Annotated in this window: 16 protein-coding genes; 11 read left to right on the top strand and 5 right to left on the bottom strand. The window is 37.7% G+C overall.

What is annotated here, in order from left to right; all coding sequences use genetic code 11:
* Positions 1-12: 12 nt before the first annotated feature.
* Together AB1471_RS09565 and AB1471_RS09560 are read left to right on the top strand one after the other, a co-directional pair.
* Positions 13-351 (top strand): YfhH family protein, encoded by a 339-nt coding sequence (locus AB1471_RS09565; protein ID WP_367779537.1) that lies wholly within the window; start codon positions 13-15, stop codon positions 349-351.
* Positions 348-617 carry a YfhJ family protein gene (locus AB1471_RS09560; protein ID WP_367779536.1) on the top strand — a complete coding sequence of 90 codons (270 nt, stop codon included), beginning with the start codon at positions 348-350 and terminating at the stop codon, positions 615-617. The genes AB1471_RS09565 and AB1471_RS09560 overlap by 4 nt, the downstream gene beginning before the upstream one ends.
* 226 nt (positions 618-843) lie before the next feature.
* On the opposite strand, the gene AB1471_RS09555 is transcribed toward AB1471_RS09560, so the two are convergent.
* A complete protein-coding gene (locus AB1471_RS09555; protein WP_367779535.1) occupies positions 844-2391 on the bottom strand; it encodes an AbgT family transporter in 1548 nt (515 codons plus the stop codon).
* A gap of 1389 nt (positions 2392-3780) precedes the next feature.
* Positions 3781-4767 (bottom strand): metal-dependent hydrolase, encoded by a 987-nt coding sequence (locus AB1471_RS09550; protein ID WP_367779534.1) that lies wholly within the window; start codon positions 4765-4767, stop codon positions 3781-3783.
* 244 nt (positions 4768-5011) lie between these two features.
* On the opposite strand from AB1471_RS09550, the gene mutY reads away from it, so the two are divergent.
* The 5 genes from mutY to AB1471_RS09525 all read left to right on the top strand — a co-directional run bounded on the left by mutY (position 5012) and on the right by AB1471_RS09525 (position 10033).
* Positions 5012-6112: an A/G-specific adenine glycosylase gene (gene mutY, locus AB1471_RS09545; RefSeq protein ID WP_367779533.1), complete on the top strand. Its 1101-nt coding sequence runs from the start codon at positions 5012-5014 to the stop codon at positions 6110-6112.
* Between the two features lie 19 nt (positions 6113-6131).
* Positions 6132-6878 carry an enoyl-[acyl-carrier-protein] reductase FabL gene (gene fabL, locus AB1471_RS09540; protein WP_367779532.1) on the top strand — a complete coding sequence of 249 codons (747 nt, stop codon included), beginning with the start codon at positions 6132-6134 and terminating at the stop codon, positions 6876-6878.
* 59 nt (positions 6879-6937) lie between these two features.
* A complete protein-coding gene (locus tag AB1471_RS09535) occupies positions 6938-7141 on the top strand; it encodes a gamma-type small acid-soluble spore protein (protein WP_367779531.1) in 204 nt (67 codons plus the stop codon).
* A gap of 361 nt (positions 7142-7502) precedes the next feature.
* Positions 7503-8048 (top strand): nucleoside tri-diphosphate phosphatase, encoded by a 546-nt coding sequence (ntdP, locus tag AB1471_RS09530; protein ID WP_367779530.1) that lies wholly within the window; start codon positions 7503-7505, stop codon positions 8046-8048.
* Positions 8049-8287: 239 nt separating this feature from the next.
* The gene (locus AB1471_RS09525; protein WP_367779529.1) at positions 8288-10033 is read left to right on the top strand and encodes an ABC transporter ATP-binding protein; all 1746 of its coding nucleotides are present in this window, start codon (positions 8288-8290) and stop codon (positions 10031-10033) included.
* A gap of 65 nt (positions 10034-10098) precedes the next feature.
* Here the strand turns inward: AB1471_RS09525 and AB1471_RS09520 are convergent, their stop codons facing one another.
* The gene (locus tag AB1471_RS09520; protein ID WP_367779528.1) at positions 10099-11181 is read right to left on the bottom strand and encodes an FUSC family protein; all 1083 of its coding nucleotides are present in this window, start codon (positions 11179-11181) and stop codon (positions 10099-10101) included.
* A gap of 288 nt (positions 11182-11469) precedes the next feature.
* Positions 11470-12756, bottom strand: coding sequence for a glutamate-1-semialdehyde 2,1-aminomutase (locus AB1471_RS09515; protein WP_367779527.1), 1287 nt, complete (start codon positions 12754-12756; stop codon positions 11470-11472).
* Positions 12757-12831: 75 nt separating this feature from the next.
* Here AB1471_RS09515 and AB1471_RS09510 point away from each other — a divergent pair, with 75 nt between their 5' ends.
* The 3 genes from AB1471_RS09510 to perR all read left to right on the top strand — a co-directional run bounded on the left by AB1471_RS09510 (position 12832) and on the right by perR (position 15236).
* The gene (locus AB1471_RS09510) at positions 12832-13233 is read left to right on the top strand and encodes an ion channel (protein WP_367779526.1); all 402 of its coding nucleotides are present in this window, start codon (positions 12832-12834) and stop codon (positions 13231-13233) included.
* 74 nt (positions 13234-13307) lie between these two features.
* The gene (gene bcp / locus AB1471_RS09505; RefSeq protein WP_367779525.1) at positions 13308-13787 is read left to right on the top strand and encodes a thioredoxin-dependent thiol peroxidase; all 480 of its coding nucleotides are present in this window, start codon (positions 13308-13310) and stop codon (positions 13785-13787) included.
* A 1002-nt stretch (positions 13788-14789) separates the two neighbouring features.
* Complete coding sequence (gene perR, locus AB1471_RS09500; protein ID WP_367779635.1) at positions 14790-15236, top strand: peroxide-responsive transcriptional repressor PerR; 447 nt, start codon at positions 14790-14792, stop codon at positions 15234-15236.
* 33 nt (positions 15237-15269) lie between these two features.
* On the opposite strand, the gene AB1471_RS09495 is transcribed toward perR, so the two are convergent.
* Complete coding sequence (locus AB1471_RS09495) at positions 15270-15638, bottom strand: YgzB family protein (RefSeq protein WP_367779524.1); 369 nt, start codon at positions 15636-15638, stop codon at positions 15270-15272.
* A gap of 153 nt (positions 15639-15791) precedes the next feature.
* Here AB1471_RS09495 and AB1471_RS09490 point away from each other — a divergent pair, with 153 nt between their 5' ends.
* Positions 15792-16661 (top strand): nucleotidyltransferase-like protein, encoded by an 870-nt coding sequence (locus AB1471_RS09490; RefSeq protein ID WP_367779523.1) that lies wholly within the window; start codon positions 15792-15794, stop codon positions 16659-16661.
* Positions 16662-16874: the final 213 nt, after the last annotated feature.

Below are 16874 nucleotides of genomic sequence, written 5' to 3'. Positions count from 1 at the left end.
GAGGTGCTTATTGTGTCAACAGAAAAAAGATACAGTACAATGTCAGAATATGAATTAAACCAAGAGATTGCTACGTTAAAAGAAAAAGCTCGAAAAGCAGAGCAATTAGGGATCGTAAATGAATTTGCCGTTCTTGAACGCAAAGCCATTATGGCCCAGTCTTATTTATTAGACCCGAAAAAATTTGAAGCCGGTGCCGTTTACGCTATTAAAAACGACCTGGGCAGCTACTTTAAAATCGATTATTTAAATGGAGTATTTGCATGGGGGTATCGATTGAAAGGTGAAAGAAAGCTTGAAGCATTACCAATATCCATACTTGAAGTTTCATCTGGAGGAGAGCAGTCATGAGCGGTGGTAAAGAACAATTAGTTGCGCTTCTTCTTGAAAAAAACACAGTGTTGTCACGTTCAAAAGCACAAATTCTGGTCGAACTCTTGTGGGAAGATTTTGAAGCAACCTATGCCAAGGCGGGTCACGATTACCAAGGGCAAGAAGTAACTGAGCGCGTCGTCAGACAGTGGATTCAAAATTATGGATCACGTCTCCATGAGGTTGCCGCCATGAATCCAAAATACGCCAAGTTGTTGAGTGATGATGAAGATACAAAACATTAAAAAGGCTGAAGACTGAACTTACCTAGCAATATGAGACACAGATAAAACATTCTTTTAGGCTGCCATTGCCTCCAATTTTTTTGGAGCAATGGCAGCCTGATTTTTCTTGTTTGATTAAAATATGTCTCTCCTAAAAAACAAAAAAACCCCGAATTAAGGGACTTTTTAAAAGTGCCCATCATTCGGGGGATCGTTCAAAACAAACAAACGCTTTATATATATCCGATTAACCTACATAGTCAATCGGTGCGTTTGGTCCAAGTGGTAGACCTGTTAACATCCAAATAATTAACATAACTACCCACACAATGGTGAAAAAGATAGAGTATGGAATCATTGAAGACATCAGTGTACCAATTCCTACTTTTTTATCATACTTTTGCGCAAACGCAATAACGATTGCAAAGTATGGCATTAGTGGAGAAATAATATTCGTTGTAGAGTCAGCGATACGGTATGCTAACTGTGTTAACTCTGGAGAATATCCGAGCCCCATCATCATTGGTACAAATACAGGGGCCATAATTGCCCATTTGGCAGAGGAACTCCCGATAAACAAGTTAATGACGCCTGCAACTATAATGAATATTAATATCAGCATGATGCTCATGAAAAGATTTCCGCTATCAAAGCCAAGACCTTCAATGAATTCAGCTCCATTAACAGCCATTACAATCCCTAAGTTTGTTTCATTAAAGTACGCAATAAATTGTCCGGCTACGAAAGCGAGAACGATATAGGCACCCATCGTTGCCATCGTATCAGACAGTTGGTTTGCCACATCTTTATCATTTTTAATGGACTTTGTAATCATTCCATATACTAAACCAGGAATAAAGAACATAATTAAAATGACAGGAACAAGTGTATGGAAAAATGGCGCTTCAAGAATTGTTCCATCTCCACGTAACGGTCCCCAAGATGGTACGACCAATAAGGATATAACCGCCATTGTAGCGATGAAGGAAAATAGTGCTGCCCATAAGCCTTTTTTCTCTTCTGGCTTTAGGTAACCCGCGTCCCCTTTATACGCCCCTTTATATTCCCCAAGACGCGGCTCGACAATTTTATCTGTAACGAATGTACCTACAATTGTAAGAACAAAAACAGAAATTGCCATAAAGTAATAGTTCATCATATAGTTCATGTTTGCAGCATAATCCGGATTCACCGTCGCTGCCGCTTCTTGAGTTAGACCACCTAATAGCGGATCAAGTGAGGTTAATAATAAATTTGCACTGAACCCTGCTGAAACCCCTGCAAAAGCCGCAGCTAGACCTGCTAAAGGATGCCGTCCTAAGCCAGCAAATATAACGGCACCAAGCGGCACTAATACTACATACCCTGCATCTGCAGCCATAGAGGACATAATTCCTCCAAAAACAAGAGCAGCAGTCATTAGCTGCCTAGGTACAGAAGTAACAAGTCCACGTAATGCTGCACTGATTAGGCCGGATCTCTCTGCGAGACCGATACCAATCATCGTAACTAATACCGTCCCAAGTGGAGCAAAGCTGGTGAAGTTTGTTACGGCACTTTCAAAAATATAGGCAATTCCTTCGGAGCTCCAAAGACTTTTTACTTGAAGAACTTCGCCTTCATTTAATGGATCATCTACTTGTACATCAAGGCTAGCAAATACACCTGAAAAAATAATGATCAATAATGAAAAGATTGCAAACAATGTTACTGGGTGCGGAAGTTTATTACCAGTACGTTCTATTGAATCTAAAGAACGCATTACTAATCCGCGTTTCGTAGGTGTCGATTCCATCGTGTAGTGTAAACCCCTTTCTTAATCTATGAAATTTTCTAAAAATAATAGTAAAAAAAACGGCTTTGGAACAAAAAAAATAGAGAATATAGAGGCTGAATGAATCTTTTTCTTCTGTATCTTGAAGCTATTCCCAATAGTTAATGTATAAACTTTGGACAGACACAGGTGAAGTTTGTCCGAATTGAAGTTACATTCATACATAAATTGATTGGGAGGGCACCACAGACTGTCAATAGAATAGTCCATATAGATTCTACGTTTCTATCAAATGATTTTGCATCCGAATCCTTCCATTCGCTATAGTTAATATAGAAAAAATGAACAAGATGAAAAGAACCAGAATTTTTTACTTTTATCATTCTAACAAAGTTTTGCATGCATCGACAACATTTTTAGAAAAATGTAATAAAATGAATTTTTTTTTCGTTTTTATGCATATGATAGAGTGATTCACATGACTAAATAACTAAATAAATAGAACTTTCTGTATTTATTATCTGACATATGCTTTGCGTTATATATATAAAGAACTATAGTAAATATTCATATAGAACTTTTAAAAGAACAGGAACTTTTTTATGAAGTTGCGGAGGTTGCGCAATGTGTCTCCAATTTTTTAAAAAATAAAGGAGACTATAAAAAGGCACTGGAATATCTGAACATATTTCAGGAATATGACGACAAGTCCAAGCCATTACTCTCGAAGGAGGAACTGGCTTATGAAATTTCTAAAAGATGTCTATCTGTATTGTAGTGATTAGCGGATTAGTCGGTTTAGCGTTCTACAAACTATTGATGATTCTGCAACGGACCATGAAGAGTTAGTGAAAAATGAATCCCGAAGCCTAGTCCCTTAATATCTTGCATAAAACGAAAGGTGTAACGTACTCGTTTAGCTAAGACCAGCTTATAAGCTGGTCTTTTTATTTGCGTGATTGTCAATCTATCCAGGCATCCCTTTGAATTAAACTGATTGGTTATATTCGCAGTCCTACTTCTTCCATTAGCTAAAAAAAGTATTTAAAGACAAGATCTTGAATAAATAAAAATATTAACAACCACATATACCCAAGCTACTGACTATTAAAAGACATACAACTCTCACCCTATTGTTCTTCTTCACTAAAGATTGACTCTAGTTGGTCAAGGCAGATAAAAAAGGACCAGAGATTAGGTCCTTATTCTTTGGGTGAAAATATAGCCTTTAATAGTTCTTTTGAAAGTAAATTATCTACTCAACACGTTGTGTGGAACTTTAATGAGTTTAGTTCTTCATCAAGCGCAAGCGGTTAGTCTTAGAGTCATAAGCCATCTCGCCCAATAGGAAAAAAGCGTCTATCTTGTAGCGCTCTATGTTTGTCTTAGCCAAAAAAGCTGATTCCACTTTTATTCTTTCTTATGAAGAAAACTTAACTTTTTACGTAACTTTTCTTCACTAAAGATCCAACCAGTGTACGAGCTCAATATATTTAAATCAAGATCCATCTGCACAACCGCAACAAATGGGTAATGATCGTTACTACGATATCTTAAATCAATAAACCGTACTTCGTATTGATCGTCTTTTTCTTCAAGTTCCCAACGGTATAGAGGAGAGAATGATAAAAACGCGTTTACATTTTTATCGGTTTGCGCTTTGTTAAAAATAGCGGTATCTGGGACTGGTTTACGATTGAATTTATCAAAAATGGTAATAGATCTACCATAAGCACGCCCCACATAAAAATGCTCTTTAGTTTGTGCAGCAATTCTCCAATGGTAAAAACGCATGGTAGGTGCGATAATGACACTGTCAGCCTTTGGTATGGTACTCTTAATGGAATGCCTGACTGCTGCTTGTAGCAAAACCCGTACGATGTAATATCCGATTATGACCGCATACATAGTTAGAAATGTCAAAACGGGATCTGCACCAAGCCCCCAAATTATTAACCCGATAACGTGCATGCCGAATATAAAAGGATCAAAGGTGTTGATCACACCAAGAGCTACCCACTTAGATGAAAAGGGTCTGAGCGCTTGCGTTCCATATGAATTAAAAATATCAACAAATACATGTAAGAAAATGGATAATAATATCCATAACCATAAATGCAATAAGTTCGCATCAGGATAAAAAGGATATAGGACAGTGAGAATGCCAAGAGGCCAAAGTATTACTGCTGGTATAGAGTGAGTAAACCCACGATGGTGTCGAATATAAACAGCGTTATTTCTTAGCTTTAAAACGGTATCAGCATCTGGGGCTAGGGAGCCAATGATAACACCAATTAACACGCCTTGTGCTGTGGCAGGGTCATTTGCCACAACAGGATCAATGGTAGCTAATCCACCGAGGGCAAACCCCATGACGATATGCGTTCCTGTGTCCAAAATAAACCCTCCTTTTTGTAACAAGTTGATGTACCACTTAAAGGTAGTTTAACATGTGAAAAATATAAGAACTTATGCTTATCAGGGCTGAATTTGTTGTATTTACTAAAACTATGCATACATAAACAAAAGCGCAAGCGGCTGTACAAATAATTCGTTACAAAGATTATGATTGGGTGGATGTCGATCTTTTCTTAGTTTATTCCTATTAGGCAGCCTAGTGTCACACTACGGAGGAACAAAAATGAATAAAAATTTTGACCAGCAACTATTGAAAGTCAATAAATATTCTTTTCAAAAAGATCTTATTGAATGGTTCGAAAACGAAATGCGCGAACTTCCTTGGCGACAAAATCAAGATCCTTATCGTGTATGGGTATCAGAAATTATGCTCCAACAAACAAGAGTTGATACGGTGATTCCTTTCTACAATCGCTTTATGGAACTTTTTCCAACGATTGAAACACTCGCTTATGCACCAGAAGAAAAGGTGTTGAAAGCTTGGGAAGGGCTTGGGTATTATTCAAGAGCTCGAAACTTGCAAAGTGCAGTGAGAGAAGTACATGAACAATATGGTGGGACAGTGCCCAATACACCAAAAGAAATTTCATCATTAAAAGGGGTAGGTCCCTACACTGCAGGAGCGATTTTAAGCATCGCATACGGAATTCCTGAACCAGCAGTCGATGGCAATGTCATGCGTGTATTGTCACGTGTACTTGGAATATGGGATGACATATCAAAAGCATCGTCTAGAAAAATATTTGAAGAAGCTGTCCGTCATTTAATCGCTGAACACAATCCTTCATACTTTAACCAAGCATTGATGGAGCTAGGGGCACTTATATGTTCACCAACGTCCCCTTCGTGCTTATTATGCCCAGTTAATGAACATTGTTTAGCATTTGCGGAAGGAATTCAAAGCGAATTGCCAGTAAAAACGCGTAAAAAATCAACAAAGATGATTGATATTCTGACAGTCATCGTACAAAATCAAGAGGGGGAATGGTTGGTAAATCAACGACCATCTCATGGTTTGCTCGCAAATTTATGGGAATTTCCGAATTTAGAAGATCAGCAAAACGCACCGACTTCTGTTCAAATTCAAGAATTTTTAAAAGTAGATTTTGGACTTGAAGCAATCGTTCAAAAAGAACCGTGGATGAAACAAGATCATGTGTTTTCTCATTTAACTTGGAAAATGCTTGTGTTCACTGCAGACCTTAACACGCAAGAAACAAATTTATACCAGCGCGCAGCTTGGAAAACAGAGCAGGAAATTGAAGAGATCGCTCTACCTGTTTCACACAGGAAAATTTGGAGACAACATCTTTTAAATAAATAAATTGATTGGAGAGAACAGCATGTCAAATAAAGTAGCACTTGTAACAGGGAGTAGTAGAGGAGTCGGAAAAGCGATTGCCCTCTCGTTAGCAGCAAAAGGTTACGATATTGTTGTCAACTATGCAAGAAGCAAACAAGCGGCTCTTGATACAGCGGCAGAGATCGAACAGCTTGGTCAAAAAGCAATCGTTGTTCGGGCAAACGTTGGTGATGTAGAAAAAATCCAAAAAATGTTTCAAGAGGTAAAAGAACATTTCGGTAGGCTAGATATTTTCATCAATAATGCAGCATCAGGCGTTTTAAGACCTGCAATGGAGCTAGAAGAATCTCATTGGAATTGGACAATGAATATTAACAGTAAAGCCCTTTTGTTCTGCGCACAAGAAGCAACGAAGTTAATGCCAGAAGAAGGCGGTAAAATTGTAAGCATTTCTTCATTAGGTTCGATTCGATATTTGGACAACTATACGACGGTGGGTGTGTCAAAAGCAGCACTAGAAGCACTTACGAGATATTTAGCTGTTGAGCTTTCACCGAAGAACATTGTTGTGAATGCTGTGTCGGGCGGTGCTGTCGATACGGATGCACTCAAACACTTTCCAAATCGTGAAGAACTGCTTGAAGACGCACGAAGTAAAACACCTGCTGGGCGAATGGTCGAGATAGAAGACTTGGTTAAAACTGTCCTATTCCTCGTTTCTGAAGATGCATCCATGATTCGTGGCCAGACAATTATTGTTGATGGGGGCCGTTCATTACTCGTTTAAAAAATTTGTATAGAGTCACTTCTAACGGGTTACATTAACTACGTGGAGGTGAGATGATAATGAAAAAACAAACGAACAAAACAACGGCGGGGACGAACATCGAAAAAGTAAAGAATCAAAACACTCAAACTGCCGGTGCGAACAATGAATATAGCACGGAGTTTGCATCTGAAACAAATGCTGCTGAAGTAAAAAGACAAAACAAAAAAGCTGAAGCTAAAAAAGCCAATGCTTCTACAAATGCTAACCAATATAATCAATAACAAATTAATCAGTAATTTATAAGCAAAAGCCGCCCCATGGATTGGAGCGGCTTTTGAACTTTGAAAAACAATGGCTATAGAAGAAAGAAAACTTTGCGCTGTTGAAGAGACAATGCTACATAATTTAGCAATTCCCCAATGAATGTATTAAAAAAGAGAGGAGTGATTACATCCTTTCATTCATAAATAAGTTTTCGTACTCATAAATACAACAAACAATTTTAAAATGAAAGAGCTATCACTGTGTCTCGGTGGCTCTTTTTTGTATAAAAGGGTATAATGGAAAAATACACACACGAGCGGGTCCTAATCAAAACGTTAGGAAAAAATTACTAAGCTGTATAAAGGCAGGCGATGGACATTGACGCTACCGGTTGAAGGGCAACGTATACAAATACATAGCTACAAACATGACGGACTGATCCATCGTGTCTGGCAAGAAACCACGGTCCTTAAAGGAACGCGGAATATTGTCATCGGTGGAAATGATCGCACTGTTGTAACAGAGTCAGATGGCAGAACGTGGCTTACAAGAGAACCAGCCATCTGTTATTTTCATGCGGAGCACTGGTTTAATATTATTTGTATGCTGAGAGAAGATGGCGTTTACTATTATTGTAATTTAAGCTCGCCGTTCGTTTATGATGAAGAAGCACTAAAATACATTGACTATGATTTGGACATTAAAGTCTACCCAGATATGTCGTATACGCTTCTTGATGAAGATGAATACGAAGATCACCGTAAGCAGATGGGGTACCCGAATGTTATTGACCATATTTTACAGCGCAATGTGAACAAATTGATTCGGTGGATTAAGCAACGTAGAGGTCCATTTGCCCCTGATTTTATCGATGTGTGGTATAGTAGATATTTATTTCAAAAAAGATATCGCCAAAAAGAATAATCATTTATTTTTTACCTGTTGGTGAATTTCAACAGGTTTTTTTATGTATTTTATCTTGAAGTTAGCATGATGGCCGAGCCGTTTTTACTGTTACCCAACGCAAACGGGTAATCCCTCGAGGTCATAAGCGATACAACCCGGTAGACGAAAAGTGCTTACTTGTGTTGTGCGTGTTATGATTGTTTGGGGCAAATGAGCCCAGCCGCTTCCGCTTTTAGATGAAAGAGAGATGATTTTGTTTGAACAGTATCAAACGTTATTTGCAATTTGTAAAACCGTATAAATGGTTAATTTTCCTAACTCTAGTGATCGGTATTGTGAAATTTGCGATTCCATTACTTATCCCTGTTCTCGTTCAGTATGTAATTGATAGTATTATTGATGGTCAACAAGCGAACGCAGACAAGATCTCACAACTTTTTTGGATCATTGGGATAGCTGTTGTACTATTTGTCATCGTGCGTCCACCTGTAGAATATTACCGTCAGTATCTTGCTCAATGGACGAGCAATAAGATTTTGTTTGATATTCGAGAGCGTCTATTTTCTCATATGCAAAAGCTAAGTTTTAAATATTATTCAAATACACGAGCGGGAGAAGTCATCTCGCGAGTGATCAATGATGTTGAGCAAACGAAAAACTTTGTTATGACGGGACTAATGAATTTATGGCTTGATTTAGCAACGATTTTAATCGCCATCGGAATTATGCTTACGTATGATGTGAAACTCACACTTGTTGCACTCACAGTGTTCCCGCTCTACGTGTTTTCCGTTCATTACTTTTTTGGTAGACTGCGTATACTTACGAGAAAACGATCGCAGGCTCTTGCAGAAGTTCAAGGTTATTTACATGAACGCGTGCAAGGAATGAGTGTTATCAAAAGTTTTGCTATTGAAGACCATGAACAAAAACAATTTGATAACAAAAATGGTCATTTTTTAACCAAAGCCCTTGATCAAACTAAATGGAACGCGAAAGCATTTGCAGTGGTCAACACGATCACAGATATTGCACCGCTGATTGTCATCGGATATGCAGGGTACAGAGTCATCGGAGGGGATTTATCGGTTGGTGTTATGGTGGCCTTTATCGCTTATGCAGAAAGACTTTACAATCCGCTTCGTAGACTTGTGAGCAGCTCGACAACGCTGGTGCAGTCGATTGCATCGATGGACCGTGTGTTTGAATTAGTCGATGAAAAATATGATGTTGATGATAAAAAAGATGCAAAAGATGTTCAAAATATAAAAGGTGAGATCGTTTTTGATCATGTATCCTTTGCGTATGATGAAAAAGAAAATGATGTGTTAAAAGATGTTCATTTACATGTAAAGCAAGGAGAAACGATTGCTTTCGTAGGGATGAGTGGGGGAGGAAAATCAACGATCGTCAGTTTAATTCCTCGCTTTTATGATGTGACAAAAGGAAAAATTCTTCTTGATGACACAGACATTCGAGATTTTAAAGTGAAAAGTTTGCGCAATCAAATTGGAATGGTGCTACAGGATAATATCCTCTTTAGTGAGTCAGTGATGATGAACATTAAAATGGGTAATCCGCAGGCATCTGATGAAGATGTGTTCGAAGCGGCTAAAGCGGCCAACGCACATGACTTTATTCTAGAATTACCTGAAGGCTATGACACGAAGGTTGGAGAAAGAGGCGTCAAACTATCGGGTGGTCAAAAGCAACGTGTAGCGATTGCTCGAGTGTTTTTAAAAAATCCACCAATTCTCATCTTAGATGAAGCCACCTCAGCTCTTGATTTAGAGAGTGAACATTTGATTCAAGAGTCAATTGAATTTTTAGCGAAAGACCGCACCACATTTATCGTGGCTCATCGATTATCTACGATTACTCATGCTGATCGAATAGTTGTCATTGATCGAGGAAAGATTGCTGAAAGCGGATCACACCAACAGTTAATGAATCATAAAGGACTGTACTATAACTTGTTCCAGGTTCAGCAATTGGATGAATAATGGATGACTGGATTTAAGAAAAACCAGTATGCAGCGGGGAAACCCGAAGCGTACTGGTTTTTTAGTTAGTCGTTATCTCTCTCAGGAATGTCTACATCATGATCGTCATGGTGATAAGAGAGACTCACGATCAATGTATCGAGATGGACGAGATGCTCTTCATATTCAAGCATGGCTGACAAAACATGTATCAAATGATAACCGTTGTTGTCTTCTTCATCACGTGCTTTATTTACTTCAATCATAAAGATATCCGTTACTTCCTTATGATTCATACAGGTGTGATTGATTTGTTCGTTTTCATTTGTTGTTTTTATTTTACCAACGAAACGAAGGAGTAGTTGCTCGTGATAACTCATCAAACAATCAAGCTGTTCTTGAATAATGAGCTGCAGTGAGTCTGGTAGATGATTTAATTCATTTTCAAAACGGTGAAGTCGTTTTAAAATTTCAAAGCTTCTTCTTACACTTGAAATCATTTGGCGGTATACAACGAGCTTTCTCGTTGTTGCCACTGAATTGCGCTTAAAATACCCGCGTTCTTCTTTATACATTAAATACGTTTGATCAATTCTAATTAAACGTTCTTTAAATTTCTCAATATCCTTTTTAAGTAACTGGTGCTCTGTTGCATGGCGTGTACTTAGGCGAATCCATTTCACCATGTCGTCAGTCGTGGTTGAGATTTTATAAAAAAGTTTTGATTCGTATTTAGGTGGTAAGAAAATGAGGTTGACGACAAAGGAAGAAAAAACCCCTAACATAATAGTTGCAAAACGTAATAGGGCAAAGGTAATAAAATCCTCATTATGAACTTCCATGATGGCAATCAGTGTTACCAAGGCTAACCCAATTGTCGTTTCAATTCGTAACTTTAAAATGATCGTGATGACAATAACAGCAGCAAAGCCAATGACCGCTACATCGTTACCAAATAGTAAAACAAATAAGACTGCGACAATGGCACCGATCAAATTTGCTTGAATGTGCTCTAAAATAGACACAAACGAACGATAGATGGTTGGTTGTACGACGAATACTGCGGCAATTCCAGCAAAAATAGGGGCTGATAGCTGAAGTAGTTCAGCGAGATATAAAGCGAGGACGATAGCAATTCCTGTCTTAAGCACTCGGGCTCCGAGCTTCATGAATAGAAAAGATCCTTTCTTGACGTTATAAGTCCACGTTATTCATTGCCCACCTGTAAAAATTGGATAAAAAATAGCTAGGCAATAGTTGTAATATACCTTTCTTATGAAGGGACTGCAAGAGAAAATATGAAGAAGTTTTGTCCAATATCGTCGTGCTAATTATTTGAAAAATCACCCCATTCAAAGATCATCAAGCGCAGTCAGAAAGAAAGCATTTACATGATGTTGGATTAAGTAAAAATAAAAGAACGAAACATTGAGAGCAGTTTCGTTCTTTCCGTGTGATTATAAATTTTTAAATGCGATATCAACCGCTTGAAGTGTTTTTTCAACATCGCTTTCTGTATGGGCTGTCGTTAAAAACCATGCTTCATATTTTGAAGGAGCTAAATTGATGCCTTGCTCAAGCATTAACTTAAAGAATCGAGCAAAGATTTCGCCATCTGTTGCTTCTGCTTGATCATAATTGTACACTTTTTGGTCGGTGAAATAAATGGTTAACGCACCTTTTAGACGGTTAACTGTAATCGTCACATTATGTCTCGCTGCTGCTTCGAGAATTCCTTTTTCAAGGATTCCGCCCAGGCGATCCATTTCTTCATATACACCATCTTGCTTCAATACTTCTAAGCAAGCAATTCCAGTTTGAATAGATGCAGGGTTACCAGCCATTGTTCCAGCTTGATAAGCAGGTCCAAGTGGCGCGATTTTCTCCATAATATCCACACGTCCACCATAAGCTCCGATTGGCAAGCCACCACCGATGATTTTACCCATTGCGGTTAAGTCAGGTTTCACATTTAAGAGATCTTGTGCTCCGCCGTACATGAAACGGAAGGCTGTAATTACTTCATCGTAAATGACAAGGGCGCCGGCATCATGTGCCAGTTTGTTCACTTTTTCTAAAAAGCCAGGAACAGGTTCTACGATGCCAAAGTTCCCTACGATAGGTTCTACAAGTACTCCCGCAATTTCGTGTCCCCATTTAGCAAGAGCTTCTTTAAATGGTTCAATATCATTAAATGGTACTGTGATAACTTCACTTGCAATTTTTTTAGTTACACCCGCAGAATCAGGTGTACCAAGTGTTGCAGGACCAGAACCCGCAGCAACGAGAACTAGATCTGAGTGGCCGTGATAACAACCTGCAAACTTAATGATTTTATCTCGACCGGTATAAGCTCGAGCAACACGGATCGTCGTCATCACAGCTTCTGTCCCTGAGTTTGTGAAACGAACCTTTTCCATAGCTGGCATCGCTTCTTTTAACATTTTAGCAAATGTAACCTCGTGCTTTGTGGGAGTTCCATATAAAATACCAGTTTCAGCTGCGTGCTGAAGAGCTTTTGTTATGTGTGGATGAGCGTGACCAGTAATAATAGGTCCGTAGGCAGCTAGATAATCTATGTAATGGTTGCCATCAACATCCCAAAAATAAGCCCCTGTTGCTCGTTCCATCGCAACAGGTGAACCTCCGCCAACTGCTTTAAATGATCTTGATGGACTATTAACGCCACCTACAATATGTTCCAGCGCTTCTTCATGAAGTCGCTCTGAATGTGAATAATTCATTATGTCTCCTCCCAGTCATTACGTCATAAGTATTGTAATATGATGAACATGAATGCGCAAATGGGGGGATCAGTGATGGGGTGGGCCATTTTATGTTGCGTTGTTTTTATTACGGGTTACGCTGTCAAACGATTGCTGACTACTGCATGGGAAGGACATGCTTTTTCATTAAAAAATTTTTTTCTGCTAACGGTAACGTATTCGGTCCTGTTAACAGGCTTTGCGACTGTTTTTACGGTTTTAACAATGGAAGGGATCGAAGTAATGGTTGTGCAAGAGCAAGTTGATTCTTTTTGGTCACTATTTTTTACAGCCGTTTATTTTAGTACGATGATGCTTTTTTCAGTTGGAAATGGGGAAATTATCCCTGTTGGGTTAGGAAGATGGGTGTCTATATTAGCTATTTTTCTTGGACACGTCCTCCCAGTTACAGTTGTTTGGACGTTGATATATAATCGATCGCCTCGTGAGCGATAACTGTCATTCGTTGAAATTATCTCCTCTGTTCAGTATGCTAATGAAAGACTGAACAACATAAGGAGGCTTTACATATGAAATTTAAAACAGGAGATCAAGCTCCCAATTTTTCATTGCAATCACAAGATAGAGAAACGGTTTCCCTCTCAGATTATAAAGGTAAGAAAAATGTTGTACTGTATTTTTATCCTAAAGATATGACACCAGGTTGTACAACTCAAGCGTGTGATTTCCGAGACCATCACGCATCGTTTGAAGGGATGGATGCCATCGTTTTGGGGGTAAGTCCTGATCCGCAAACTAAACATCAAAAGTTCATCGCTAAGCACGATTTACCATTTGCGTTATTAGTGGATGAAGATCACGCCGTTGCTGAAGAATATGGCGTTTGGAAATTAAAGAAAACGTTCGGAAAGGAATATATGGGGATTGAACGATCTACATTTGCAATCGATAAAGAAGGGCGTATTGCAAAAGAGTGGAGAGGTGTACGTGTTAAAGGGCATGTTGAAGAAACGTTGAAATATGTGGAAGAGAATTTAACTAAATTTTGATTTATTACTCTTGCTCTTAATATGGATCCTTAACCTTAGTAACTACTGATATTCCGCCTCCAGATGCTGATTTAATAGCGAAATTTTTAATGTTTTTTATTTAGCATTATAAAGGGAGGTGGTCAACTCCCTTTATAATGTAAGGAGGAGTATTTTGGAATTACTATACATAGGCTTAACTATATTCATCATTATTTTTGTAATATTTCTCTTTTTTACTTATAGAAGTGAGAGTAGGGGAGAAGAAGAACACCCATTATTAATATCTCTATTTGTTTCAACAGTATTTGGGCTATTGCTTACTGGAGTAGTTCTTTTTTTATTTTAGCTTTTTCTGGGTCTCTAAATATAATAAATGGGTTTCTGAATTTATCATTAAACCAAAAACAAATAGTATTATGGTACATCATTTTTGGTTTCTTTATTGAAGATGCTTTTGTGAAGATCTTTTTGTTATATTTCGGAAAGAAAAAAATATCATATTTTCTGATAGTAAATGTTATAAGGATTTTGCTCTTATTCACTATTGGAGCTTTATTATCTATAGATCAAAACACCACTATTAAAGTTGCTATTAGCTTTACAATTTTTCTCTATTTAATAGATCTATTAACAGAACATTATAAAAAATTCTATTTATACTAAATGATGCTACCAATTAAGTTATGTCATAAATGACAGTATTTTTATTAGTAGTACACATGAAATATACAAGTCTCATTGTCCCTTGACATGGATCCTCTATGGACTATTTGCCACAGCTTTTCATGGTAGCAAGCTTAACTTGTCCATCTCTCCATGTAAAGAGCAGTGGTTTGCAAAAAAATATACTGCCAAAACATACATTTTTTATAGGTAAGAGTTTTGTTGTAGGGAGCAGACCTTATACATAAACTATATATATGAAGAGATCAAGCATTGAAGTGTTTGACAAAATATACATTAGACGAGTACACTATTTATAAAGATTATAAAGTAAGGCTTTTTATAGAAAGAAGGTGCATGGCGGTGTCAGAAGTGCAATTACGAGACGCATTAGACTCACTTAAAGGGACCGGGGTGCGTATCACTCCTCAACGTCATGCGATTTTGGAGTACCTAGTAGGGTCTACGTCACACCCAACTGCGGATGATATATATAAAGCGCTCGAAGGGAAGTTTCCTAACATGAGTGTGGCCACAGTATATAACAACTTACGTGTATTTAGACAAGTTGGTCTTGTGAAAGAATTAACCTATGGGGATTCCTCCAGTCGCTTTGATTTTGTGACGACAGATCATTATCACGCCATTTGTGAGGACTGCGGAAAAATTGTTGATTTTCACTATCCTGGATTAGATGAAGTTGAACAGTTAGCTTCTCATGTCACAGGGTTTAAAGTTAATGGTCATCGTATGGAAGTATATGGGGTATGTCAAGATTGCTCCGTAAAAAAAGAAGCCCACTAAGTGTGAGCTTCTTTTTGCGTTATACATTTATTTTCATGCTTTATTTTGAGTTGTGCTACTTTTTTTATTGTAATTTTCATCAAATTCTTTACCTTCTAAATTAGGGTCAAGCGTTAAAGGTTCGCGGCAATACATACACATATCTACGCGACCCAGAATTTTTGTTGGCTTTTCACAATTAGGACAATTGACCACAACAGCTTTCGTAGACAACATCCCAATCAAAAAATAGACAACCATACTAAACATAAGTGCAAGCATTCCTAAAGAAATGAAGATGAGCATCACAATCGGACTTTCTTTAAAAAAGATTCCTCCATACATAATGATAAATCCTACAAATATAAGAGCAAGCGCGAAAGAACGTATTTTGTTAATTTTATTTGAATATGTTTTAGCCATTATTGTCCCCCCTGAACATTTACTATATCATAGAAACTTGTGAACAAGACAACGATTTGGTGACGAATTATTTAAGAAAAATTACCAGCAGGAAGATGACTGGTTTTGTCGAATGACTAGTAAAAGAACTAAATAGTGAAGGAGTTCATTGATATGGAAGACAAACTGCGGCCTATTTATCAAGAAAGAGCGAGCCAGCCAAATACCCTTGGTATTTTAATCATGCAAAAAAAGGATCATCAAAGTCCGATAACAGATACATTCGATACGATCTTACTTATTATTGTTAAAGAAACTGAAGCCCCTGTCTTTATGAAGCACTATACATATGAGGATCGTAAAGCTGCTATGCACATCGTGAGTGAAGCGCAACTGAAAGAATGGCTTTTACTCGGTAGCAACCGTAAAATCACAGAATGGCTCTTAACTGGGAGAATCGTATTTGACCGAAACGAGTACATTGAGAATATGCGAACGGAGCTTAGAGACTTTCCCTTCTATGGTAGGAAAATTAAAATGGGAATTGAATTTGCTAAACTGATTAGACGTTATTTGGATGGGAAAGCTTTTTTCGAATCCCGTCATTTTTTAGATGCGTATAATCATATTGTGCACTCTCTCCATCACTTAGCTAGATTGGCAGTGATTGAAAATGGTTTTCATCCAGAAGTAACCGTTTGGAACCAAGTAAAGCAAATTGAACCAGAGATTTTCAAGTTATACGAGGAATTAGTAAACAGTGAAGAAACATTAGAGAAACGTTTAAAGTTATTATTTCTAGCAAGTGAGTTTCTTATCCATTCTAGAATAAAAATTGGTTCTTATCATTTAGTAGAAATTTTGAGCGAGAAAGATCAATGGAATTTTCAAGAGCTTCATGCACATAAGGAACTTACGTATTACTCAGTAGACCTAGCGGTTATGATTGAATTTCTAATTGATAAAAACGTGATCTCAACTCGTTCAGTAGAAACTAAAGGTAATGAAATCTACCACAGATACTATTCTGTGAAAAAAGTTTAAAAAACACTTGAACTTTTTTAATGCTATTGTTATGATAATAAACGTCGCTGCTGAGCGGTTGAAACGCTGTAACGCAGCGATAAAAATTATTTGACATACCGTGAAAAGTTATGTTAATATAAGAAAGTCGTCTTGAGTGATTAAGACGCATGCGGAACACCTTGAACCTTGAAAACTAAACAACCTAAAACGTCAACGTTAATTCTTGATTTA

This window comes from Jeotgalibacillus marinus (assembly GCF_040801915.1).
Lineage (GTDB): Bacteria > Bacillota > Bacilli > Bacillales > Jeotgalibacillaceae > Jeotgalibacillus > Jeotgalibacillus marinus.
The sequence above is the reverse complement of the archived record's forward strand: the minus strand, read 5'-3'. Positions and strand labels throughout refer to the sequence as shown.

Excerpts from the sequence above, each read along its gene's own strand:
- AB1471_RS09555 (WP_367779535.1), bottom strand. The coding sequence starts at position 2,391 with ATGGAATCGACACCTACGAAACGCGGATTAGTAATGCGTTCTTTAGAT.
- perR (WP_367779635.1), top strand. The coding sequence starts at position 14,790 with ATGGCGGTGTCAGAAGTGCAATTACGAGACGCATTAGACTCACTTAAA.
- bcp (WP_367779525.1), top strand. The coding sequence starts at position 13,308 with ATGAAATTTAAAACAGGAGATCAAGCTCCCAATTTTTCATTGCAATCA.
- AB1471_RS09520 (WP_367779528.1), bottom strand. The coding sequence starts at position 11,181 with ATGAAGCTCGGAGCCCGAGTGCTTAAGACAGGAATTGCTATCGTCCTC.
- AB1471_RS09495 (WP_367779524.1), bottom strand. The coding sequence starts at position 15,638 with ATGGCTAAAACATATTCAAATAAAATTAACAAAATACGTTCTTTCGCG.
- AB1471_RS09515 (WP_367779527.1), bottom strand. The coding sequence starts at position 12,756 with ATGAATTATTCACATTCAGAGCGACTTCATGAAGAAGCGCTGGAACAT.
- AB1471_RS09490 (WP_367779523.1), top strand. The coding sequence starts at position 15,792 with ATGGAAGACAAACTGCGGCCTATTTATCAAGAAAGAGCGAGCCAGCCA.
- AB1471_RS09560 (WP_367779536.1), top strand. The coding sequence starts at position 348 with ATGAGCGGTGGTAAAGAACAATTAGTTGCGCTTCTTCTTGAAAAAAAC.
- fabL (WP_367779532.1), top strand. The coding sequence starts at position 6,132 with ATGTCAAATAAAGTAGCACTTGTAACAGGGAGTAGTAGAGGAGTCGGA.
- AB1471_RS09535 (WP_367779531.1), top strand. The coding sequence starts at position 6,938 with ATGAAAAAACAAACGAACAAAACAACGGCGGGGACGAACATCGAAAAA.
- mutY (WP_367779533.1), top strand. The coding sequence starts at position 5,012 with ATGAATAAAAATTTTGACCAGCAACTATTGAAAGTCAATAAATATTCT.
- AB1471_RS09510 (WP_367779526.1), top strand. The coding sequence starts at position 12,832 with ATGGGGTGGGCCATTTTATGTTGCGTTGTTTTTATTACGGGTTACGCT.